Source organism: Paenarthrobacter sp. PH39-S1 (assembly GCF_030063245.1).
Classification (GTDB): Bacteria; Actinomycetota; Actinomycetes; order Actinomycetales; family Micrococcaceae; genus Arthrobacter_M.
Map to the genome: position 1 here is coordinate 1 of NZ_JASISR010000042.1, position 21,293 is coordinate 21,293.

Below are 21,293 nucleotides of genomic sequence, written 5' to 3' on the forward strand. Positions count from 1 at the left end.
GATCTGCGCAACTGGATCAAGGGGTGGAACGAGAATCCCAAACCGTTTATCTGGACGAAGACCGCCGAGGAGATCCTCGAATCACTGGGACGACTATTAAAACGAATTAACGGCGCGAGACACTAGGATTCCGTTATGGGAACGAGTGTGAGTTTGGTTAGGTGCGTGGGTGGCCCTTGGGATGGAAGGGACGTGACTGTCACTTTAGGCGAGTTCGGCGACCTGCAGGCAGAGATCGTAGATGTCGATACCGGCCAGGTCATTTACAGGCTGCGATATAAGAGCATGTCCGCAAGCGCTAACGGCAAGGGCTATGAGAACCCCCGGTATGAGTTCGTGGGCATCAAAGGCTGAGTCCGGCTACTCCGGAGTTACGTGATCGGCAGCAGGCGATCCCTTTGCAGGGATCGAGAGAAAACGGTCTGGTTTGGCCGCTTCTCTCGATAGAGACCGTAAACGTGCTTCAACTCCGGTTTTAATTTTCCAACGAGCAGTCGGGGAACGCTGACGGCGCCATGCGAGAGGATGATCATATCTCGGTCGATCAGGCAGAGCCCTCAAAGTCGAAGCGGTGAAACGAGATTAGCTACGGGTCCGACTCGCCCTCGATGAGGAGGCCCCCAAAGAGTTCAGGGCGCTCTTGGAACCAAGTAGTAGCGAGGCAGTGCCCGCTTGCCCTGCACGCGTTGATTGGCTCCAGAAGGGTCTTGAGCAGCCCGTGACTATGACCGGGTTTAGTCCAAACGGAAATCATGCATAGCAGTTGATTGGGAGCGATGTAACCAATATGTTCCGAGAGGAGGTCCGCAGGCCCATGGCAGAGTGGGCGTTGAGCCATCATCTGTGGCCGGGCGTGGCGGCTGAGCTACTGTCAGGTTTCTTCCCGAGCCCTAAGAGTGGGTGCGATGGAGGGGCGTCTCGCTGCTCAGATGGTCCGGTAGGCCCTGATGACATTGTCATCACTTCAGCCGGTCGGACTGATTACTTTGAGAGGCGGACCAGCTCGGATCATTGAGTTCCCGGCAATTTCACTTAGTGAGTGGCGGCTTTAGGGGCCTCGAAACGGTTTCAATTCCCCCCATCTCCACAGGTATTATCGCAGGTCAGAGGCCCTTTTGGGTCTCTGACCTGTTGACTTTGTCATCACTTTTGACTTTGTCAACACTTTGGGTTGTGGCTGCCGGGACTCTCCTTGTCTTTGGGGCAGGTTATCCTCCCTTGCTGGGCAAAGCATTCGCGCTTTAGGTATGTCATAGCAGGCGGTCTCGGTGGTGACATGGGTGATGATGTCGACACCAGCGTCACGCGACAGCGTAAGCGCGTCGATGTGGCTGGCATGCGCTATGACCTTCCGGCCGGCGAGATGCGCGGCTTCGACGACAGCCCGAACGAGGTCAGGCTCCGGTCCGCCTCGTCCGGGCGCTTCGGTGACGATCTTGATGAAGTCCGAACCGTCGGCGATTCGCTTCCGCACGCCGTCGGGCTCGAGGCCGATGTCGGTGACGACCCTCGGGCATGCCGAAGTGTGAGTGCGGTCCGGCCGGTCCGATGAACGGCAGACCGGCGCTGCGAAAACTCGCCGTACCGGTTTCGGCCCGGAGCGCGGCGGTCTGCTCCGCCGGCCAGTCGATCCTCCCGTGAAACGCGGTGTGATAGCTCCAACCTCCAGAAAACTGACTTCACCCATACGCCCCCCCAACACGCCCTCACTTCGCATCCCACATTTGAGACTGGATGCAACAAATAACGGACCAGGTGAACGCCCCTGACTGGTTTACCGGCCCAGTTGCCTCGCAGGTTGCCCTGGGGCCTGGGCAAAGAGTTGGCACTGCATCCCAGATCGCCGAGCGCATCGGGACGTGTCACGACGGCGACACCTTCAGTGCTGTTCGGCACACGGCTACGGCTGAACACCTCCCTATGGCGGGCAGGTGTTAAGGACACCGCCCTTGAGTCCGGGGAAACGGGAACTGTGGGTGCGGTACACTGCCAGATTCTGGCTGGTTGGACTTCCAGGCCATCGCTGGACCGGCTCGGCCGCTGGACAGTTACCGGCTTGCCGGGAGTTGTGACGGCACTCGTGTCCATTTTTTTCTGGAGTTACAGCCCAAGGGCCTGATGCGGTTGGCCGGTCCCATGATCAACGGCACCATGTGGAGGGAAGGTCAGCTCTCTCGCCCGGAGGAGGTCTTGAAAGCCAAACAACGGACTGTGCTAACGCGACGAGAGCCGACAATACAGGAAGGTCACCTTGCGCAGAGCGGTGGCGGCGGTGATGACATTGTTATCACTTCAGCCGGTCGGACTGATTACGTTGAGAGGCGGACCGGCCCGGATCATTGATTTTCTGGTAATTTCACTTCGTGAATGACGGTTTTACAGGCCTCGAAACGGTTTCAATTCCCCCCATCTCCACGACAAAACAGCAGACCGGAGGCATTTTGCCTCTGGTCTGCTGTCATTTGTGGCGACAGTGGCGTCACTGATTCACGCTCTTGACCTTGATCGGTCCTGCGCAGCCGCAGTGGCCGCGCTATCTTGTGTATTGTGCCTTGGCGGACCACGGGATCCCTCCCTGCTGCCGCTAGGCTGTAACGGGTAGACCGGAGCCGGTATGCCCAGCTGTTGATTCATGCCCTGAAGGAGCGCCCACGTTGAGCCACGCCGCGCAGCTGTCCCGGAATCTCGCCGTTGATGACACCAGGCTGGTGGCGTACACGCTCGGATCGGGACCGGACACCTACATCCTGATCCACGGCATTGGGATGTCGTCCCGGTACTTCCGCCCCTTGGCCCGGGAACTGTCACAGCACGCCACGGTTCACATGTTTGATCTGCCCGGTTTTGGCAACGCTCCGAAGCCCCGCCGGCCTTTGTCCATTGAGGATTACGCCCGGATCATGTGGCGGTGCCTGGATCAACTGGGCGTGTCCAATCCAATTCTGGTCGGGCATTCGATGGGCTGCCAGGTAACGGTGGAGATGGCGCGGCAGCGCGCGTCCGCCGGGGCGGCGGTTCTGATGGGGCCAGCCGTCAACCAGCGGGAACGCAGCGCGTGGCAGCAGGGTCTGCGTCTGCTGCAGGACACATTCCGGGAGCCTTTGGCCGCCAATCTGGTGGTATTTTCCGATTATGCGCTTCGTTGCCGGCTCCCGTGGTACTTTGCAAATCTGCCCGTCATGCTCAGCTACGCCCTCGAGGAGGCCATCGAGGACGTAACAGTTCCGGTGCTGATTTTGCTTGGCGGACGGGATCCGATTGCGCCGCGGGAGTGGACCGCCGAGCTGGCCGCCCGATGTCCGGTAGCCGAAACAGCTGAAATCGCTTCCGCGGGCCACATTTTGATGTACCGTCGTCCCGCCGAAGCAGCCGTTCATCTCCTATCGCTCCGGGCCCGCGTATGAAGCCGTGGACAAAGGCCAAGGCGTGGATCTTGGACTACGTTTACGTCGGATTCTGGCAGGTCCGCGGTATTCTGTTCCGCGGCTCGGCGGAGGAGCTGCTGCTTAAGGTGCGCCCCGGCGCCGCGCCCGTGCTGCTGATTTCGGGCATCTACGAGAATTGGCGCTTCCTGCGCCCGGTGGCCGACCGGCTGCACGCGCTGGGCCACCCGGTGCACGTGGTCGCGGGCCTGGGCTACAACCGCGGCACCATCCCCGCCATGGCCGCGCTGGTGGAGAACTATCTGCTGGCACAGGACCTGAGGGAAGTCGTCGTCGTGGCGCACAGCAAGGGTGGGCTGATCGGCAAATGCCTGATGACGGGCACGACGGCGGCGGACCGGGTCAGCGCTATGGTGGCCATCAATACCCCCTTTTCGGGGTCCGTTTACGCGCAGTACGCGCCGACGCGCACGATCCGGGCGTTCTCGCCGAACGATTCGCTGCTGCGCCGACTGGGGGACAACCTCGGGGTTAATGACCGGATCACGGCAATTTACAGCAGCTTTGATCCGCACATTCCCGGCGGCGGACAGCTGCAGGGCGCGACGAACATCCGGCTTGAGGCGATGGGACATTTCCGGCCCATCGGGGATCCTGTGCTGCTGCAGGCCGTGGAGGAAGCGGTCGGGGCAGCGTAGGGGCCGAATCACTGCCCAGCTGGGCAGGGTTGGGTTCTTCAGCTATGTCGCGGGGAGATCCTGCGCGCAGAGACGGACCGCCCGGCGAGGATAAACTGGCAGGAAATCCACTTCAGAGATTGGCGAGCTGGGGGAGTACGGACGAACATGGGCTGTACGTCGACGGCGGCCAGGGCGAGGCCGTCCGCGTCCCGCAGGCGGATGCCACCTTGGTGAAGGTGCCCGGGGTGGTGGAGCCGGACGCGGAGCTCACTGCCAGCCTGCTGTCGCTCTCTGATGTGATGGCCACCGGCCACCACGCCTCGCTCGGCTCCAGGGTCGCGCCCGGCCGGACAGTCGTCGGCGACGGCGCCGCCGGACTGGGCGGCGTGCTGGCCGCCAAGCGGCTTGGAGCCGAGCGCATCATTGCCATGTCCCGGTACGCGGACCGGCAGGCGCTCGCCCGGGAGTTCGGAGCGACGGACATTCTGGTGGAGCGCGGGGACGACGGCGCCGCGAAGGTCCGTGCGCTGCTCGGCGGAGTGCTCGCGCAAGGCCTTTGACGTGGTCATGCCTTGAGGCCGGCTCCCGAGGCGTATAGGGCCATGGACGAACGGCGTGCAATCAAGGTGCTGCTCAGGCCGTGAACCGGGCGCCGGCACGTTAGGGCCGCGGGGTGCAGATATGCGGCAGAAGTGCCCCGGGTTGGGTGCTGCCGTGAGACAGTGGGGCCATGAGGGATAACGTTGATCGGAGCCCGTCGGGGGAGGCCGGCGCGTCGGAGCGGACCGGAGCGGATTCGGTCTCTGTGGCGGCGGAACGACCGGTGGTGCGGTGGCGCCCCGGGTTCGGTTGGATCGTCAGACATCCGCTCCGGGCCGGCTGGGTCTGGGTGGGCTTCTGGGTAGCCCTGATTGTGCTGGACGAGTTTATGGATTTGGCGGGCTGGGCCTGGTATGTGTTCGTCGGCCTGGCTGCCTTGCCGACACTGGTGGCCACGATCGCGGTGCTGCACGCCACGCCACGGAAATACCTCAAGACGGTTTCGGAGACTGTGCTCAACCACTTTTTCGTACGCTTCCTGGCGCTGGTGACGGCCTTTGTGATTTGGGGCGTCTCGGTGGTGATGAGCGCCTCCATCTCGACCACAATCCAGTCTGTCGTCGGAGATACGGAACGGGAGGTCACCGCGTTCGGCTTCCACTTGCTGCTGGCGACGTTCCCGCTTGTGGTCAGCGTGCTCTGGCTGGCCTTCATTATCCGCTGCGCCTGGTTCCTTCGCCGCTTGCGGGGATGGCGGGAGCATCCCGCGCGTTCCAAGGTGCCGAAAAAGTTCCTCCGCAGCCGACCGCAGCTTCGCGGTTTTGTAATCGGGCTGGCCCACCCGGGGCTGCTGCTGGTTGCCGGGCTCGGGACGTCGATTCTGGCCCTGGTGGTGAACGCTGTGGACCTCACGCTGAACGTCATTGTCTGACCAGAAGTGGGAGCCCGGGCGGCGCTCGAAAAGGCGCCATCAACAGCTGAGTGGTGGAAGGACATAGCCCGCCACCACTCACCCCCCAACTACATGTTGTCCGGCCCAACACCCCGGGTTCACATATTCATCATTATTGCACGTACTAATGATTTTGTGGGCACGCGGTCCGTCAGGTGACAGACCAAGTGTCGGAAGCGCTATTCTCGGGCCAACGGCCGGCACGCTGAACCGTTGCCAGTGCTCCACAGAGATATCCAGACGAGGGCGAGGCCAACGGCCATACAGACAATGGCGCCGTAGGCGAACAGATCGATCAGCAGGAAAACCGGCAGCGACGCAACCTGCAGCGCGGTCAGCGCCAGCACCATCGCAAACGAGCTGCAGATGAGAGCGGCGGCTACCCGTTCGATCCGCCGGCCCGCCGTCAAGGCCGCGTGGGCCGAGGGACGCAGGAGGCATGCTGCGGCGTAGGCCGGATAAAGGCGGCCGGCAAGGGCATAGGCCCGCACAGTCGGCTGATCGGAGTAGGCCGCCAGACCAGTACTGGATACGGGCAGATCGCTGAGCAAAAACAGGACCAGGGTGCCGGCCGCGATCAGCACCAGCACCGAAACCCCGACGGGCCCGCGGATGAGACGCTGCCCGTGGGCAGCCCGGTAGGCCCCTGCCAACTTCGCAGCGAGGATGTAGAAGATCGCGTACAACGCGAAGCGCACAGCCAGGTTGGCGAGGTTTCGGCCCCCGAGCAGGGCATCGGCCCGGAGATAAATGGAGGGCAGGCTGAGCCCGACGGCGACGGAGAGCAGGAGAAAGGCCCAGAATAGTCCAGCGTTTCTGCCCTTGAAGGCGGCCGGCAACCGCCACGCCGCGCACATCAGACAAAGGGTTAATGCGACCCACTGCAATACTGCAATCATCCGAGATTCTCCCATAGGGCCTTGGTGTGTTCATTGTCTTGATCCGCACGCCGCAACGTCTTGCCGAGTGCATCCAGTCGGGTGGCCGCGAGAATCACCAGCTCGGCGTCAGGCAGTGCGCGCAGGGCCGCCTCCCGGGCATCCCGGGGCCAGCCGACCTCTTCCGGAGTCAACAGACCCGTGACAACCAGGCCGCCGGTGACGCCGACCCCGGCAATGCGGGCAGCCTGGATGGCGACATCCGGCGGGAGCCGGTTGGCGCTGAGCTGGGCCGACAGATTCTGCGGTGCCATGCGCAGATCGTGGGAGATCCTTTGCCGCAGATCGGCAGTGTCAATGGCCTCAATCCAGCCCCGGACGGATGACTTGTGCGGCATGGGCGCGAGCCCCCGCGCCGGACCTTGCTCATGAATATCGCCAGCGGCGTTGCGGGCGATAATCTGTTGAAGCAGATCAAGGTCGGACACCTGGCTGATCAGCTCGGCCTTGGTGGGCGGCTTGAATCCACTGACCAGATCGCGATACTTGTCGAAACTGGACAGCGCTCCGACCACGTCGACGTCGAACGCGCGGCTGATGCTGACAACCGTCACGAGCGCGACCTTCCCACGCACCAACTGTTGAGCCAGAGTGGAGCGCTTAATGCCGGAAAGTCTGGATACGGCCGCCGTGCTGGTGGCGGGCGCCACGGAGTGCAGCCACTGCTGGAAGGCCTTTGACGGCACGGACATGGGATGCTACCTCGAACGTCGGGGGACGTGTTGCCTCTGATTTTACGCACGGAAATTTCCGGCTATGCTTACATTGCTGGTCTTCCGTTTTGCGCACCCCCCAAGTGTGAAACGGGGGGCCAGCACTTTTTTCCTGATCCGTTGTTGGCGGCCAAGACGCTCCGCCCGCTGCGTCGATCCGGGGACGACGCGCCGGCTAGGCGTCGACGACGATCGCGGTGACGAGCGGGCTGCGACGGTACGTCTTGTGCATCCACCGGCTCACAGTGTTCTCGATCAGCGCCTCAAGCTGCACGCTTGAGTGCGAACGGGGCGCCGAGCTGAGCGCCTTCGCGATGGCCTGTATTGCCGGCCCGAAGTCGGCGGGCTGGTGGACGAAGCCGCGGACGAAGAACTCCGGATCCTCAGCGAGCGCGGAGGTGTCAGGATCGACGATGGCCAGCACGGTAATGAGGCCTTCCTCGGCCAGCTTGCGCCGGTCCTCCAGGGATTCCTCGGTGGCGCCGCCAACGGTCTGTCCATCCACGAAGACGTAGCCGACCGGGACGCTCCCGGTGATGCTGATCTTGCCGTTGTGCAGATCGACGGCGTCGCCGTTGTCCGCGATAGCCACCTGGCTCGCTTCCAGCCCGGTCCGCATGGCCAGCTTCGCATTGGCCTTCAGATGCCGGAACTCGCCGTGCACCGGCATGACGTTCTTGGGCTTGACGATGTTGTAGCAGTACACCAGCTCGCCGGCGCTGGCATGGCCGGAAACATGGACCTTGGCGTTGCCCTTATGGACCACGTTGGCGCCCAACCGGGTGAGCGAGTTGATCACGCGGTAAATGGCGTTCTCGTTGCCGGGGATGAGGGAACTGGCCAGCAGCACTGTGTCGCCTTCACCGATTTCGATCATGTGGTCTCGGTTGGCGATCCGGGACAGCGCAGCCATCGGCTCGCCTTGGGAACCGGTGCAGATCAGGACGACCTTCTTGTCCGGCAGGCCCTGCAGCGCCTTGAAATCGACCAGGGTGCCGCGGGGGACCGTCAGGTAACCGAGTTCACGGGCAATACCCATGTTGCGGACCATGGACCGGCCGACGAAGGCAACCTTGCGGCCGTGCCGGTGCGCGGCATCCATGACCTGCTGGATCCGGTGCACATGGCTGGCGAAACTGGAGACGATGATCCGCCGCGGAGCCGTCCGGAAGACCGTGTCTATGGCTGGCGCAAGATCCTCTTCCGAGGTGGTGAAACCGGGCACCTCGGCGTTGGTGGAGTCCGTCAGGAACAGGTCCACGCCCTCCGCTCCGAGCCGGGCAAAGCCGGCCAGGTCTGTGATGCGCTGGTCCAGCGGGAACTGGTCCATCTTGAAGTCGCCCGTGTGCAGCGCCGTGCCCGCTCCGGTCTTGACAGCGACCGCGAGGCCGTCCGGGATCGAGTGGTTCACCGCAAAGAACTCCAGGTCAAAGGGCCCGAATTTCTTGCTCTGCCCCTCCTGGACCTGAACGGTGCGCGGGCTGATGCCGTGTTCCTTCAGCTTCGCCTTAATAAATGCGAGCGTCAGCTTTGAACCGAGGACAGGGATATCGCGTCGTTCCCGCAGCAGGTACGGCACACCGCCGATGTGGTCCTCATGGCCGTGCGTGAGAACGATGGCGACAACGTCCTGGAGGCGGTCCCGGATGGAGCTGAAGTCCGGCAGGATGACGTCGATGCCCGGCTGGTGCTCTTCCGGGAAAAGCACGCCGCAGTCCACAATCAGGAGCTTGCCGGCGAACTCGAAGACCGTCATGTTGCGTCCGACTTCCCCGAGCCCACCCAAGTTCATTACTCTCATGGCACCGGCTGGCAGTGCGGGCGGGGCTGAAGGGATCTGGTGGGACAGGTTCATCGTGGTTCACTTTCGTCGAAATTAGCCGGCCGTATCGGCTCTTGGAAGACTGCGGGCACTGACCCCTGCGGGGCGAGAGCCTGCTGGCACCGCAGATTCTGCGCTGCCTGAAAAATCTGTGGAGGAAACGGATGAGGGGTGTCGGAGGCGCCGCACAACTGCGGTCTTCCGGCCGTGTAAGGGCTCACCATCGCTTAATCCGAATGCTCGGTACTACTCACGATAATGGAAATAATGGCATTCCGTACTTCCGGCATGCCGCTGGCGTCAATCCCGGTTCCCGACAAAGCCGCAAACCGGGCGTGTAGGGTGGTCACACGCGTACTGAAAGAGGCATGGAATGGCTGCAGATTATCCCACTATTCTCGCCACCTCCGGTGGGTATAAAACGGGAATCCGGACGCCGCTGGAATTCAACAGCCTGGTCCATCACGCCGTCGACCTTTCCGGTGTGACCGGCCGGGCGCCGCGGGTTACGCATGTTGGGACCGCCAGCGGAGACCAGCGCTGGTTTAATAATGACGTCAGCGAAGCGGCCCGGGTCGCAGGATTCGACCTGAGCCATCTGAACCTCTTTCCCATGCCCAACATGGCGGACATGGAGGCGCACCTGCTGTCCCAGGACGTGGTCTGGGTAAACGGAGGATCCGTCGCCAATCTCCTGGCGCTCTGGCGCGTCCATGGGCTCGGCCCGATCTTCCGCCGGGCCTGGGAAGCGGGAATAGTTCTCGCGGGCGTATCCGCCGGATCCATCTGCTGGTTCCAGGGCGGAACTACGGATTCCTTCGGCCCCGAACTCCGCGCGGTCACGAACGGGCTGGGCCTGCTGCCCTACGGCAACGGCGTGCACTATGACTCCGAAGTTGCGCGCCGACCGTTGGTGCACAAGCTCGTGGCGGCCGGAACCCTGGGCGTCACGCACTGCACGGACGACGGCGTCGGGCTGGTGTACCGGGGCACCGAACTGGCGGATGTCGTGACAGAATTACCGGGCAAATCAGCCTACATTGTTACCTCCAAAGCCGGTGAAGGCCCGGACGCCGTGGCCACTGAACGCCGGTTGGACGCGCGGCTCCTGCGCTGAGGATCGGAAGGGTTTCATTCCCGGTCTTCCCATCGGGCCGTGCCTAGGCCAGCCGCCCGCGGCAGGCCTCACGACGGTTCGATGGGTTCGTCCACGATGCCGATGAAGCGACTGCCGACACCGTCGAATTCGCTCCGGCGAAAGCCCGCCTCGGGCTTCGAAAGCTCGCCGGTTTGGTGGTCCGCGCAGATGACATAGCTGAACTCCGGCCACCATTTCTTCGGGCGGGCAGCTTCCGTATAGTCACAGATATAGCACCGCAGCTGGACCCAAACGGGCCTCTTCCCCGTCCGGTTGGCCCGCGACTGGACGAGCCAGGCCGGGGGATCGTCCCGGAGGCCGGCGAACTCCGCCTCGGTCATCCGGGACGGTATGCCGTGGCGATAGGCCATTTCGAGCGGTATATCAAGGGCAAGGGCGGCGTCTCGTCTGGTAATCATTGATTCAAGAATAGGCGATCCGTGCATCGGTGCCCATTCCCGCCGTCTCGCCAACCGCGGCCTCAGGGGCCTTGGAATACACCGGCACAGGCGGCTTGGCGAGCGCAGAATCAGGGGATTTGGAGTACGCGCGCTCAGGCGTCAGCAGAAGCGTCGGCATCCTGGAGCACGCTTAGCACGTTGCCCGCCGGGTCCTTGAACCACGCGATGAGTGGGCCGCCCTTGTGGAAGATTCCCCGTTCATCCGTCTCGTTGGGCATGCCCTCATAGTGCTCGAAGTGCACACCCCGCTGGTTCAGTTGACCGACGGCGCCTTCGATGTCGGCAACCGGGAAATTGAGGATCGTGAAGGAGCCCGGGGTGTGGGCCCTGGAAGGGTAGACCAACACCGTTGTTCCACCCCCAAGGTGCAGCCTCAACATGCCGTTTTCCTCTGACACCTGCAGGCCGAGCGTGTCGCCGTAGAACTTCTTAGCGGCCGATACGTTGTCCACGGAGAAACCGCTGAATGCCTGGGTGTCGCCGAACATAGTTCCTGCTTTCATCTGCGGAAGGTCTCATCTGGACATGAGCAAGCAGCGCGGCAACCCGTCGCGAGCCCGCTAGGGATAGTGCTTCTCATCAATGCAACGGCGTCCGCCTAGTGCTTCTTGATATGCGCAACTGCGTCCGGCGCGGCGTCCGTCCCGGTCTTGGTCCGTTTCTCCGCACGTTTTTCCTTGATGCTCTTGACCGGCTTCTTCGTGGCATGGTGGTGAGGCGACTTGTCAGGCATGATGTGCTCCCTAACTCTGGGGCCGGTTGGCCCGCTGTAGTGTGTGATGACCCCTGTGTGATGACCCCGTTGTAATGAACCCGTTTTTGTAAGATACGCCACTTTGCGGCGGTTGTAACTAGTCTTCGGTTACAACTGGTCTTCGGTTGGAACTGCCTTTCGTTTGGACCTGCTCCTCGGCTGAGAATCAATCCGCGCCCTCCACTACGTCGAGAGCTCGGCGAGCACGCGGGGCATCGCGTCCAACAGCTCCCGGGCCAGGAAGCTGATCGGGCCGATGGTGGCGGCAAGACGGTCGCCGGCGGTGGCATGTAGATAGGTCGCCCAGCACGCGGCTTGGGCGGGCGTCGCCTTGCGCGCCAGGAACCCGGCGACGGCACCGGCCAGGACATCCCCGCTCCCGGACGTACCGAGGCCCGGATTACCCGCGCCGACGTCCCAGAGGCGGCCGTCCGGATCGGCGATCAGACGCTGCCCGGTAACGACGGACCCGTACTTTGCAGCGATCCTGGATACAGCTGAAGCCATCTCCACCGCACCCACTCCCAATAGCCGGGCCGCTTCCACCCGGTTTGGCGTCAGCACGAGCCGGCCCACCCACCGGCGGTACAGGGGCTCCAAGTCGATCAGCACACCCAATGCGTAGGCATCGAGGACGAGTGACGTTTCGTCCTTCAGCAGGGGCGCGATGCCGCGCAACAGGGCTGTTGTTCGGTCAGCATCGTCAAGACCGGGGCCGATGACAACGACGTCGGCCTGGGCGAGATCCTCTTCCAAAACCGCGGCCACGCTGCTGCTGCTGCTGCTGCTGCTGGTGCCGCTTTTGCCCGCGGCGCCGCCGCCTTCGCGCTCGGCGCCGCCGCCTTCGCGCTCGGCGTCGTCGTCGTCCCCGAAGTGCTCCGGCAGCCCCACCACGCCGCACTCCGGCACCGCGATGGCGGCTGCGACCGCAGCCGATTCGGCAACCGCCAAGGTGAGCCGTCCTGCTCCTGTACGAAGTGCCGCGAGGCCGGTCAGCACGGCGGCGCCAGGTGTCCGGTGGGCCCCGCCGATGACCAGCACCGTGCCGCGGTCATCCTTCCCGGCAGCTTCTTGGGACAGCTGCCAGCCGCGCAGCAGCGACGGTGTGAGATGCTCAGCGCGGCTGGACATTGGTGTCCCCGGCGTGGACGGTGACAGGTGCTCCTGCGGCTTCCAAATGCGCCACTTCGTTAAACGACGCGATCTCCCACGCCCCGCTGCCGGTCGGGCGGACCAACCGTGTGACAGAGCCGTTGAGAATGGCGGTGCCCGCCGCCAGAGCCAGCAACGCTTCCTCCGTGAAGCCCTCGCAGACGTACCGCATCAGCAGGACGATGGCGTCATGGCAGACCAGCGCGGCGCACCCGCCGTCTTCCAAGCGATCCAGGTCGCCGAGCAGAGAGCGCAGACGGAGCGCGACATCGGCCCACGACTCGCCGCCAGGGGGCCGGTAATAGAACTTGCCGAGCCATTCCCGGCGCAGTGCTTCTTCCGGATACCGGGCACTGACGCCCGCGGCAGTGAGCAGATCCAGAATTCCCAGCTCGCGGTCCCGCAGACGCTCGTCGATTCGCAGTCCGGGTCCGGACGCCAGGCCGGCGCCCTCTGCAGTCTGCCGTGCCCGCAGATACGGCGAACACCAGACGGAGTCCGGTCGCCGGAATCCGCCCGTTCCTGCCGACGGGCTGCCACTGTCCGGACTGGACGTCCCCGCCGTCCCCGGGTCTGCCCGCGAGGACCGTGTGGCTCCAGGATCTGTTGCTCCGGGACCCATGGCTCCGGGACCGGTGGCTCCGGACAGCCACCGGCCCAGTGCCTGAGCCTGCTGGAGCCCGGTCTCGCTGAGTGGGACGTCCGCGTCACGGAGGCCGATATCAATGACCTCGGCTCCGGCGGCCTGTGCAGCCGTCGCGGCAACGTTGCCAGCGCTCTCCCCGTGCCTGATCAGCATGAGTTCAACGGCTCCCATTTTTCCGCGCTCCTTCCGGTCCGGCAGCGAGAGCTGCCGGTGCGGCGCCTGGCCGCTCCTGCACGTAATGCTAAGCGCACTTCCCATGTTTCGACCAGTGGCGCAACGCATCCGGCGGCTGCGGAGCAGCGTCGGCCCGCACATCCCGTCCCCAGGCCAGCCGTCTGTCTGCTCCCGGCGTCGCGGTCCCGTCTGTCGGGCGAGAAGCCGCCGTGCCTGCTGCCGCCGTCGGGGTCCCGCACACTGCCGCGGTTCGGCTCCTGGCTCACTGCCGCCGTCGACCACCTCCTGCCGGTGAGTAAAGGTGATCAACCGCACAAGCGTGGCGGAACCGGCGTCAACACGGGGATTTGGAGGCCAATATAGACCGCTCTTCCGGCGGTAAGGGCGGCCGCGTTGTCGTCAAACACGAATAGCTGCTGAGTAAGGCTTGAATTCCCGACTTAAGGGGCTAGTATGGGGCGCTGAATTACCTGCCGAAAAAACGAGCACATCAGGAGTCTGAGAAACCGAATGGCAACGGATTACGACGCACCACGCAATAAAGATGATGACAATGGAACCGAGTCCCTGCAGGCTCTTCAGGTTCAGCGCGGAGGCGCACAGACCGCCCACATAGACGTTGAGGATTCGGATACGGCCGAAGGAATCGATCTGCCGGGTGCCGATCTCTCAGGCGAGGAACTCGTGGTGCAGGTCATCCCTGCCCAAGATGACGAATTCACCTGCTCCTCCTGCTTCCTGGTCCGGCACCGCAGCCAGGTGGCCAGGGAAAAGAACGGCAAACTGTACTGCCGGGACTGCGAAGGCTAAGAGAAAACCTCCCACCCGGGTTGTCTGCGGACAGTCCGGGTGCCCGCCCGGACACCGGTGTGCGATCCTTGGAGCATATCTCCGGGTGGACACGGGCAAGCGGGACAGGGAGTGGCTGCAATGGCATGTGAAGAACGCGTCCGGGAACTACTGGACATCTTTGAGGCTCCGGGCGCATGTGCCGCGGAGCTTCTCTGTGACCGGCACCCGGCGGAGGCGGTCGCCTTCACCATTGTGCAGGCGGACCTGAGCCACAAGGATCTCACCTACGGAGAACTGCGGGAGAAGTCGACGGCGTTCGCGGCGGCACTGCACGGACTGGGTGTGCGGCCGGGGGATGCGGTGGCGACCTTGATGGGCAAGTCCGAGGACCTGATCATTGCGCTGTTGGGGATCTGGCGGCGCGGGGCCGTGGATGTGCCGCTGTTTACCGCCTTCGCCGCCGATGCGATCGCTTTCCGGCTCAATGCCACCGGATCCAAGCTGGTGATCTGCGATGCGGATCAGCGCCGGAAACTGGTTCCCGCGGGTGAGGTTCCCTCGGATGCTACCCCGCTGGTTGTCGTGGCGCATGGCGAAGCTTTGGGGTATGACCTGTCGTTTAACGGGCTCCTGTCGGGCAACACGGCCGCCGAAGATACCGACAGCCCTGAGGCCGTGGCGGTGGGTGGCAACGGTACGCTGGTTCAACTCTTCACATCCGGAACCACCGGTGAGCCGAAGGGCGTCCCCATTCCGCTGCGAAGCGTCGCTTCGTTCATTGCGTACCAGGAATTTGCCCTGGATGTTCAACCGGACGACGTCTTCTGGAATGCAGCGGATCCGGGCTGGGCGTACGGGCTGTATTTCGCTATTCTCGCCCCGCTGGCCACCGGCACCCGCAGTATCCTGCTGCAGGGCGGGTTCTCCGCGGAGCGTACCTGGCAGATCTTCGACAGGTTCAAGGTCACCAATTTTGCTGCTGCTCCCACGGTGTACCGGTCGTTGCGGGCAGGCTCCGCAGCGGGCGCAGGCCACCGGCTGAGGCGGGCGTCCTCGGCCGGCGAGCCACTGACCCCTGACGTCATCACTTGGAGCAAGGAAGCGCTGGGGCTGGCGGTGCGTGACCAGTACGGCCAAACCGAACACGGCATGGTGGTGGGGAATGCGTGGCGCGAGGAGCTCCAAGCACCGCTTCGTGAGGGATCCATGGGTACAAGTCTTCCCGGCTGGTCCGCCGACATTTTGGATCCCCTGGAGGATATTGCGGCGCCGGCCGGCACCGCCGGACGGGTTGCCATCGAGGTAGCGAAGAGCCCGCTCATGTGGTTCACGGGCTATGCCGGCGCAGCGGAAAAAACGGCGGACCGGTACACCGCCGACGGCCGTTGGTACCTGACCGGGGACGCAGGCCGCAAGGATGAGGACGGATTCATCTACTTCTCTGCCCGTGACGATGATGTGATCATCATGGCGGGCTACCGCATTGGACCCTTTGACGTGGAAAGCGTGCTGGCCCAGCACCCTGACGTCGTGGAGTGCGCTGCGGTCGGAGCTCCGGACGAGATCCGCGGCGAGGTGCTGGAGGCGTACGTTGTCCTACGTGAAGGAGTGGGCGGGAGCGGCGAGCTGGCCGAAGAGCTGCAGCGGTTGGTGAAAATGAAACTCGCCGCCCATGCGTATCCACGCCGCATTCATTTCGTCGATCACCTTCCCAAGACGCCGAGTGGAAAAGTGCAGCGCTTCATCCTGCGCCGGGAACGTGCAGCGGGGGCAGCTGCGGGAACAGCAGCCGGAGATATAGCCAAATGAGCCGACGCCGGGCCGCTTTCCCGCCTCAGCTTTTAACCGGAGTGCACCTTTGCCTTGCGTTCTTGTTGGAGGTCGCCATGGTCGCGGCTTTTTGTGTGTGGGGCTTTAAATTCGCTGCACCGTGGAACTATGTTCTCGGGATTGGCGTACCTGCCGCCGTAGTCGTCCTGTGGAGTCTATTTCTGGCGCCCCGGGCGACGCACAGGATTCCGTTGCCCGTGATCCCGCCGGTGTCGCTGCTGATCTTCCTGCTGGCTGCGGTGGCGCTGTCGGTTGCAGAGCTGGTGGCACCGGCGATCGTGTTGGCGGTGATCGGTGCGGGCAATGCGGGACTTGGTTTGTACCTGCAGAGCGTGCTCAAGGTCCGGTCGTAGGGGCGCCGCCCGTCCCGTCGTCGTCGGGCACGGTCTGCGTCCGTAGAGCATTACGGAACCGCCAGCGTGCAGCCCGGGTGCGTTCCTTCCGGCGAAACCCATAAGGATCCGCTCACCTCGTCGGTCAGGTCGAAGTCCCTGGCCGCCGCGCCGGTGCCAATGCGAACCACGAGCGCCCCTCCGAAGGGTCGGCGCCCCTCAATGCGGACCAACGAGTCCAACTCGATCCGCTCCTGGTCAAGGTACCGCAGCAGCGCCGGATCGTGGTCGCTGATTCTGGTGATGCGGCCCTGGTGCCCGGGGTCAAGCTGGTTCATCCGGTGCGCGGGCGGCATGACCACGCTGCCGTCCGCGGCCGGAATCGGATCCCCGTGCGGGTCGCGGGAGGGGTGTCCCAATTTGGCGGCCATCCGCTCGATAAACGTGTCCGACACCGCGTGCTCCAACAGTTCGGCCTCGTCGTGGACTTCATCCCACGTGTAGCCAAGCTCCTGTACCAGGTAGGTCTCCAGCAGCCGGTGCCGCCGGACCATGGACAACGCCAGCAACAGCCCGTCAGCGGTGAGCCGGATGGCACTGTACGGCTGATGGTCCACCAGCCCCTGATCCTTGAGCTTTCGGACCATTTCCGAGACGGACGAGTTGGCCACGCCCAGCCGTGCCGCAAGCTGGGAGGACGAGATGGGTTTGTCCTGCCACTCCGTGAAGGCGTAAATCACCTTCACGTAATCCTCGACACTGGACGAGGTTGGGGTCGGCTTCACAGCTACCACAGTACCGTCACGGGCCGGGCATGTTATCCCCGGCCGGTGAAGGTCAGGTAGAGCAGGACAGCGTTGAGCGCGATGACCAGGGCAACGCAGACGACGGCGGCAATGCGGAGAGCGGGCCCGTCCCGGTACATGCCCATCACCGTCGCGTTTCCCGTCAGCCGGAGCAGCGGTATGAGCGCGAAGGGTATCCCGAAGCTGAGCGCCACTTGGCTGATCACCAGCGCCTGCGTGGGGTCTACTCCGAAGCTCAGCAGTGCGAGGGCCGGGATCAGGCTGACGACGCGGCGGGTCAGCAGCGGAATCCTGACCTTCAGGAGGCCGCCCATGATGGTGGCCCCGGCGTAGCAGCCGACGGACGTTGAGGCCAGGCCTGACGCCAGCAGGCCGACCGCGAAGACTACGCCGATGACCGGGCCGAGGCTGCCGACTATCGCGGCGTGCGCGCCCTCGATGCTGTCCGTGGCGACGACGCCGTCGAACCCGTGCAAGGTGGAGGCGGCCAGCAACAGCATGCCGATGTTGACCAAACCGGCCAGCGCAAGTGCACCGACGACGTCCCAACGGGTGGCCTTGACGACGGACGCGAGCACGGCCGGTGAACGGCGGGCATGGACATGACGGTCGCGCGCCAGGGCGGAGTGCAGGTAGATCGCATGCGGCATGACGGTGGCCCCCAGCATTCCGGCAGCCAACAGCACCGTATCCGTACCCTGGAAGCGGGGGAGCAAGCCGGAGAAAACTCCGGCAGGTTCCGGCGGCCTGACCAGCAGACCGGCCAGGAATCCGATGGTGATCAGCAGCAGCAGGAACATGATCAGGTATTCAAACGTTCGTTGGCTGCGCCGGTTCTGCACCGCCAGCATGGCCATCGAAACGATGCCCACGATCAGGCCGGCCAGCGGCAGGGGCAGACCGAAGAGCAGGTTCAGGGCGATGGCGCCGCCGACCACCTCGGCCAGGTCCGTGGCAACGGCCACCAGCTCCGCCTGGACCCAAAAGGCACGCCGGTTTCCGGTCCGCAGCCGGGCGCCCAGCAGCTCCGGCAGGGAGTTCCCGGTGACGACGCCCAGCTTTGCGGACTGGTACTGGATCAACATGGCCATGAGATTCGCAATGACCAGCACCCAGACCAGCAGGTAGCCGTATTTCGCTCCAGAGGTGAGGTTGGCCGCAACGTTTCCGGGGTCCACGTAGGCGATGGCCGCGACGAACGCGGGACCGAGCAAGGTGAAGAGCCCCCGGGCCTTCGTCGCGGGTTTTCGGAGTCCCACGCTCAACATACCCACACCCTTCGCAGTACCTAAACCCTCCATGTAGGCTTGCCGAAACTCTACGTGCGCAGGCCCGTCCTGTCGAGAGGCAACAGCGAAGTAAAACCTCCGCTTCGTCCTGCCCTTCCCTGTGCCGCGCTGGGATGCCGACCCATGCCCTGCCGGGGGAGGGCAGCGGCGCGCCAGGTCTGGGTCAGATACGGCAGCGGGAGGATATCGTCGACGTCGTGGCCGAGGTGCTCAAAAAGGTACCACCGCAGGTTGGCCAGCACCTTCGCACGGGTGGCCTCATTTGCCCGCAGATAGTAGCTGCGTGATTTCACCAGTTCCATCATGTCCCCAGGGGTCAGCGGTTGGAACCAGTGGTTCAGCTGCAGCTGGGGTGTGCTGAATTCCGGCCCGAGCAGGGGACGGAAATCCGGCTTGTGGACGTCCCCGGCGTGCATTATGCGGGAGAGCCGGTGAACCCAGGGCACGCTGACGTCCAGTTGATTCCAGACAAGGCCCAAGACACCGCCGGGCCGCAGCACGCGGGCGATCTCGGCGCTGGCCGACAGCGGATCAATCCAGTGCCAGGCTTGGGCCACGGTCACCAAATCCATGCTGGAGTCCGGCAGTTCGATCCGCTCGGCGGCACCCAAAATGGTCCGCACCCCGGGGAGGCGGTGTTCGAGCTGACGAAGCATGTCACGGGACGGATCAAGGGCGACGACGGTCAGCCCGCGCTCTGCCAGCCGAACGGTGAACTTCCCGGTGCCGGCGCCGATATCGAGGGCATTGAGACCCGGGGTATTGGGACCCAGTGCACTCAGCTCCGTGCCCTTCGGATCCGAGGCACGCAGATCCGAGGCACGCAGGTCCGAGGCACGCAGGTCCGAAGCACGCAGGTCCATGGCGTTCGGGTCCGTGGCATGGAGCACCCCGGCGGGGTCGGTGCCGGACAGCAGCCAGGTCAGTGACTCCTCCGGATAGCCGGGACGGACACGCTCATAGTGTTCGCCGCCGTCCTGAAAACTGTCCGCCAGTTCCCTGCGGCGCTCACTGTCCAGACTTGGGCCGCCGTTCGGTGCCGCCATGACGCTCCTTGGAAATATCGCCGGAATCCCGCGGGAAAACCCTATCCCACCGGCGGCGGATGCTTCGAATCCGTTCAGCTGGTGCTGCAGGGGGCGGCGCCGGCCGTCCCGGGGGTGTTCGGCGCCCACTCCGGGAACGGCCGGCCGTCGTCGGCGGGTATCCAGCGGCCGGAGTCCACCACATAGTCCCAACCGAGCCCGGACTCCAGCAGGGCCGCGACGCCGTCGATCAGGCGCTGTGCATCCTCATGCCGGGAGCCGACGCCGAAACTTGCGCGCAGGGAGCCGGACGGGAGCCTGAGCCGGCGCAGCAGCGGGTGCGCGCAGAACTTACCGTCGCGGACGCCAACGCCGTGTTCGGCGGAAAGATACGCGGCCACCAGGCCGGCGTCGTACCCTGCGACGGAGAAATTCACCACGCCGATGGCGCCGCTGCCGGGGAAGGTGTCCGAGTCGGTGAAGAGCCGGTGCACGGTTATTCCCGGCAGCTGCTCCAGGCCCTCGATCAGGTGGCTGCGCAGGGCCTGCTCGTGGTCCTGCCAGCGCCGTTGGTCCAGCCGCGCGATGATCCCGGCTGCCTTGGCCAGCGTCGCGGCGCCCAGGACGTTCGGGGAGCCGCCCTCATGGCGGGCCGGCCCGGTGGCCCAGCTGACGGAATCGAGGCGCGCCTCGCTGACCGCCCCCCCGCCGGCGAGGTGCGGGGTTCCGTCGTCGAGCCAGTCCGGGCGCCCGACGACAACGCCGCTTCCGAAGGGGGCATAGAGTTTGTGCCCGGAGAACACCAGATAATCGATGTCGTCCGCGGCAATGTTGATCCGGCGGTGCGGCGCCAGCTGGGCGGCGTCCACAACGATCCTGGCCCCGTGGCGGTGGGCCAGTGCCGCGAGCTCCGCGATCGGCAGGACCTCGCCGGTGACGTTGGAGGCGCCGGTCACCGCCAGCAGGGCCGCGTTCCCGGCCCGGAACTCCGTTTCCAGGTTCGTCAGTGTCTCCGCGAGGGAGTTCGCCGCCACCACGCTGCGGTGCGGGAGGCGCTGCCAGGGGAGCAGGTTGGCGTGATGCTCGATGTCAAGGTACACGACGTTGGCACCGGTGCCCGCGACGATGTCCCGCACGCAGCCGGCCAGCAGGTTCAGCGAATCTGTGGTGTTGCGGGTGAATATGACCGCGTCATCGGGACGGCCGCCGACGAAACTGCGCACCGTGTCCCGGGCGTTTTCATAGACGGAGGTGCTGACCTGGGAAGCGAAGCCGGCGCCGCGGTGCACGCTCGCATAGTAGGGCAGGATATCGCTCAGGTAGTCGGCCACTTCGGTCAACGCCGGGGCGGACGCCGCGTAATCCAAGTTGGCGTAGCGGATGGTTCCGCCCTGGATCAAGGGAGCTCGCAGTTCGTGGCCGGCGACCTCCAGCAGCGGGCCCGGTCCTGAATTTCCGGCGCTCCTGCCGCTGCCTGCGCCGCCCCCAGGGAGGCAGCCTTGCCCGGACGCTTCGGCCACTGGACCAGAGGCGCGAGCGGAGGGAACGTTGTGTTCGGCGGTTGAAATGCTCATGATGACCTCACCAAGGAAGGACCCGGCCGTGCCGGTGTCCGCGCTTGCCAGGACCGCTCCGGCCCGGCCAGGTCGTCACCCGGGGCACCCCGCCGCGAAGGGAGGGTTGCCGGCCAGCAAACCGGGGTTTAGCACTGGCACTCGTGACCTATGCCCACAAGACTACGAAATCCGCACCCGTGCCGCCAGTATTAACGGCCAGTGTTACGGCTGAGGGCCAGTGTTACGTCCCGGACTTGGAAATTTGACTACCTTTTGAGAATTCGCCGCAGTTTTCGCTGCGTGTCCGAAT

General features: G+C 64.3%; 21 protein-coding genes, 1 pseudogene and 1 riboswitch. Of the genes and pseudogenes, 10 read left to right on the plus strand and 12 right to left on the minus strand.

Features of this window, described 5'->3' with window-relative positions; all coding sequences use genetic code 11:
• Positions 1 to 192 precede the first annotated feature (192 nt).
• The 6 genes and pseudogenes from QMG52_RS18845 to QMG52_RS18870 all read left to right on the plus strand — a co-directional run bounded on the left by QMG52_RS18845 (position 193) and on the right by QMG52_RS18870 (position 5,534).
• Positions 193 to 354 carry a hypothetical protein gene (locus QMG52_RS18845; RefSeq protein WP_283561959.1) on the plus strand — a complete coding sequence of 54 codons (162 nt, stop codon included), beginning with the start codon at positions 193 to 195 and terminating at the stop codon, positions 352 to 354.
• Positions 355 to 1,276: 922 nt separating this feature from the next.
• Positions 1,277 to 1,552: a hypothetical protein gene (locus tag QMG52_RS18850; RefSeq protein WP_283561960.1), complete on the plus strand. Its 276-nt coding sequence runs from the start codon at positions 1,277 to 1,279 to the stop codon at positions 1,550 to 1,552.
• Between the two features lie 1,102 nt (positions 1,553 to 2,654).
• A complete protein-coding gene (locus QMG52_RS18855; RefSeq protein WP_283561961.1) occupies positions 2,655 to 3,404 on the plus strand; it encodes an alpha/beta fold hydrolase in 750 nt (249 codons plus the stop codon).
• Positions 3,405 to 3,433: 29 nt separating this feature from the next.
• Positions 3,434 to 4,081, plus strand: a complete 648-nt coding sequence (locus tag QMG52_RS18860) for an esterase/lipase family protein (RefSeq protein ID WP_283561962.1) — start codon at positions 3,434 to 3,436, stop codon at positions 4,079 to 4,081.
• A gap of 116 nt (positions 4,082 to 4,197) precedes the next feature.
• Positions 4,198 to 4,611, plus strand: a pseudogene (locus QMG52_RS18865) (MDR/zinc-dependent alcohol dehydrogenase-like family protein); the annotation flags it as partial.
• Between the two features lie 182 nt (positions 4,612 to 4,793).
• Positions 4,794 to 5,534, plus strand: coding sequence for a hypothetical protein (locus tag QMG52_RS18870; protein WP_283561963.1), 741 nt, complete (start codon positions 4,794 to 4,796; stop codon positions 5,532 to 5,534).
• A gap of 200 nt (positions 5,535 to 5,734) precedes the next feature.
• On the opposite strand, the gene QMG52_RS18875 is transcribed toward QMG52_RS18870, so the two are convergent.
• The 3 genes from QMG52_RS18875 to QMG52_RS18885 form a co-directional block, all read right to left on the minus strand.
• Positions 5,735 to 6,454, minus strand: coding sequence for a hypothetical protein (locus tag QMG52_RS18875; protein ID WP_283561964.1), 720 nt, complete (start codon positions 6,452 to 6,454; stop codon positions 5,735 to 5,737).
• Positions 6,451 to 7,185, minus strand: coding sequence for a hypothetical protein (locus QMG52_RS18880; protein WP_283561965.1), 735 nt, complete (start codon positions 7,183 to 7,185; stop codon positions 6,451 to 6,453). Before QMG52_RS18880 ends, QMG52_RS18875 begins: the two co-directional genes overlap by 4 nt.
• 196 nt (positions 7,186 to 7,381) lie before the next feature.
• Entirely contained in the window at positions 7,382 to 9,007 is a 1,626-nt protein-coding gene (locus tag QMG52_RS18885; RefSeq protein ID WP_283561966.1) for a ribonuclease J, read from the minus strand.
• Positions 9,008 to 9,401: 394 nt separating this feature from the next.
• Between QMG52_RS18885 and QMG52_RS18890 the strand changes: the two genes are divergently transcribed.
• On the plus strand, positions 9,402 to 10,145 hold the full coding sequence (locus QMG52_RS18890) for a Type 1 glutamine amidotransferase-like domain-containing protein (RefSeq protein ID WP_283561967.1): 744 nt from the start codon (positions 9,402 to 9,404) through the stop codon (positions 10,143 to 10,145).
• A 68-nt stretch (positions 10,146 to 10,213) separates the two neighbouring features.
• Here the strand turns inward: QMG52_RS18890 and QMG52_RS18895 are convergent, their stop codons facing one another.
• The 5 genes from QMG52_RS18895 to QMG52_RS18915 all read right to left on the minus strand — a co-directional run bounded on the left by QMG52_RS18895 (position 10,214) and on the right by QMG52_RS18915 (position 13,350).
• A complete protein-coding gene (locus QMG52_RS18895) occupies positions 10,214 to 10,585 on the minus strand; it encodes a hypothetical protein (RefSeq protein ID WP_283561968.1) in 372 nt (123 codons plus the stop codon).
• Positions 10,586 to 10,719: 134 nt separating this feature from the next.
• Positions 10,720 to 11,130 carry a VOC family protein gene (locus QMG52_RS18900; RefSeq protein WP_349361760.1) on the minus strand — a complete coding sequence of 137 codons (411 nt, stop codon included), beginning with the start codon at positions 11,128 to 11,130 and terminating at the stop codon, positions 10,720 to 10,722.
• A 95-nt stretch (positions 11,131 to 11,225) separates the two neighbouring features.
• Positions 11,226 to 11,360 (minus strand): hypothetical protein, encoded by a 135-nt coding sequence (locus QMG52_RS18905; RefSeq protein ID WP_283561969.1) that lies wholly within the window; start codon positions 11,358 to 11,360, stop codon positions 11,226 to 11,228.
• A gap of 204 nt (positions 11,361 to 11,564) precedes the next feature.
• Positions 11,565 to 12,512 (minus strand): ADP-dependent NAD(P)H-hydrate dehydratase, encoded by a 948-nt coding sequence (locus tag QMG52_RS18910; RefSeq protein WP_283561970.1) that lies wholly within the window; start codon positions 12,510 to 12,512, stop codon positions 11,565 to 11,567.
• Positions 12,496 to 13,350 carry a histidine phosphatase family protein gene (locus tag QMG52_RS18915; protein ID WP_283561971.1) on the minus strand — a complete coding sequence of 285 codons (855 nt, stop codon included), beginning with the start codon at positions 13,348 to 13,350 and terminating at the stop codon, positions 12,496 to 12,498. Before QMG52_RS18915 ends, QMG52_RS18910 begins: the two co-directional genes overlap by 17 nt.
• 513 nt (positions 13,351 to 13,863) lie before the next feature.
• Here QMG52_RS18915 and QMG52_RS18920 point away from each other — a divergent pair.
• The 3 genes from QMG52_RS18920 (at position 13,864) to QMG52_RS18930 (ending at position 16,328) form a co-directional block, all read left to right on the plus strand.
• Complete coding sequence (locus tag QMG52_RS18920) at positions 13,864 to 14,163, plus strand: DUF4193 domain-containing protein (protein ID WP_283561972.1); 300 nt, start codon at positions 13,864 to 13,866, stop codon at positions 14,161 to 14,163.
• 120 nt (positions 14,164 to 14,283) lie between these two features.
• Positions 14,284 to 15,954, plus strand: a complete 1,671-nt coding sequence (locus tag QMG52_RS18925) for an AMP-binding protein (protein ID WP_283561973.1) — start codon at positions 14,284 to 14,286, stop codon at positions 15,952 to 15,954.
• The gene (locus tag QMG52_RS18930) at positions 15,951 to 16,328 is read left to right on the plus strand and encodes a YrdB family protein (RefSeq protein WP_283561974.1); all 378 of its coding nucleotides are present in this window, start codon (positions 15,951 to 15,953) and stop codon (positions 16,326 to 16,328) included. The genes QMG52_RS18925 and QMG52_RS18930 overlap by 4 nt, the downstream gene beginning before the upstream one ends.
• A 50-nt stretch (positions 16,329 to 16,378) precedes the next feature.
• On the opposite strand, the gene QMG52_RS18935 is transcribed toward QMG52_RS18930, so the two are convergent.
• From QMG52_RS18935 to QMG52_RS18950, 4 genes are all read right to left on the minus strand, one after another.
• Positions 16,379 to 17,092 carry a metal-dependent transcriptional regulator gene (locus tag QMG52_RS18935; protein ID WP_283561975.1) on the minus strand — a complete coding sequence of 238 codons (714 nt, stop codon included), beginning with the start codon at positions 17,090 to 17,092 and terminating at the stop codon, positions 16,379 to 16,381.
• A gap of 32 nt (positions 17,093 to 17,124) precedes the next feature.
• The gene (locus QMG52_RS18940; RefSeq protein ID WP_283561976.1) at positions 17,125 to 18,381 is read right to left on the minus strand and encodes an Nramp family divalent metal transporter; all 1,257 of its coding nucleotides are present in this window, start codon (positions 18,379 to 18,381) and stop codon (positions 17,125 to 17,127) included.
• A 50-nt stretch (positions 18,382 to 18,431) separates the two neighbouring features.
• A complete protein-coding gene (locus QMG52_RS18945) occupies positions 18,432 to 19,448 on the minus strand; it encodes a class I SAM-dependent methyltransferase (protein WP_283561977.1) in 1,017 nt (338 codons plus the stop codon).
• 74 nt (positions 19,449 to 19,522) lie between these two features.
• Entirely contained in the window at positions 19,523 to 21,001 is a 1,479-nt protein-coding gene (locus tag QMG52_RS18950; RefSeq protein ID WP_283561978.1) for an aminotransferase class V-fold PLP-dependent enzyme, read from the minus strand.
• 35 nt (positions 21,002 to 21,036) lie between these two features.
• A riboswitch (SAM riboswitch) is annotated at positions 21,037 to 21,150 on the minus strand.
• Positions 21,151 to 21,293 lie beyond the last annotated feature (143 nt).

Coding starts and splice junctions, on each gene's coding strand:
- QMG52_RS18895 (WP_283561968.1), bottom strand. CDS start 10,585: ATGATTACCAGACGAGACGCCGCCCTTGCCCTTGATATACCGCTCGAA.
- QMG52_RS18850 (WP_283561960.1), top strand. CDS start 1,277: ATGGGTGATGATGTCGACACCAGCGTCACGCGACAGCGTAAGCGCGTC.
- QMG52_RS18875 (WP_283561964.1), bottom strand. CDS start 6,454: ATGATTGCAGTATTGCAGTGGGTCGCATTAACCCTTTGTCTGATGTGC.
- QMG52_RS18920 (WP_283561972.1), top strand. CDS start 13,864: ATGGCAACGGATTACGACGCACCACGCAATAAAGATGATGACAATGGA.
- QMG52_RS18945 (WP_283561977.1), bottom strand. CDS start 19,448: ATGGCGGCACCGAACGGCGGCCCAAGTCTGGACAGTGAGCGCCGCAGG.
- QMG52_RS18930 (WP_283561974.1), top strand. CDS start 15,951: ATGAGCCGACGCCGGGCCGCTTTCCCGCCTCAGCTTTTAACCGGAGTG.
- QMG52_RS18910 (WP_283561970.1), bottom strand. CDS start 12,512: ATGTCCAGCCGCGCTGAGCATCTCACACCGTCGCTGCTGCGCGGCTGG.
- QMG52_RS18885 (WP_283561966.1), bottom strand. CDS start 9,007: ATGAGAGTAATGAACTTGGGTGGGCTCGGGGAAGTCGGACGCAACATG.
- QMG52_RS18940 (WP_283561976.1), bottom strand. CDS start 18,381: ATGTTGAGCGTGGGACTCCGAAAACCCGCGACGAAGGCCCGGGGGCTC.
- QMG52_RS18880 (WP_283561965.1), bottom strand. CDS start 7,185: ATGTCCGTGCCGTCAAAGGCCTTCCAGCAGTGGCTGCACTCCGTGGCG.
- QMG52_RS18905 (WP_283561969.1), bottom strand. CDS start 11,360: ATGCCTGACAAGTCGCCTCACCACCATGCCACGAAGAAGCCGGTCAAG.
- QMG52_RS18915 (WP_283561971.1), bottom strand. CDS start 13,350: ATGGGAGCCGTTGAACTCATGCTGATCAGGCACGGGGAGAGCGCTGGC.
- QMG52_RS18870 (WP_283561963.1), top strand. CDS start 4,794: ATGAGGGATAACGTTGATCGGAGCCCGTCGGGGGAGGCCGGCGCGTCG.
- QMG52_RS18890 (WP_283561967.1), top strand. CDS start 9,402: ATGGCTGCAGATTATCCCACTATTCTCGCCACCTCCGGTGGGTATAAA.
- QMG52_RS18900 (WP_349361760.1), bottom strand. CDS start 11,130: ATGAAAGCAGGAACTATGTTCGGCGACACCCAGGCATTCAGCGGTTTC.
- QMG52_RS18925 (WP_283561973.1), top strand. CDS start 14,284: ATGGCATGTGAAGAACGCGTCCGGGAACTACTGGACATCTTTGAGGCT.
- QMG52_RS18950 (WP_283561978.1), bottom strand. CDS start 21,001: ATGAGCATTTCAACCGCCGAACACAACGTTCCCTCCGCTCGCGCCTCT.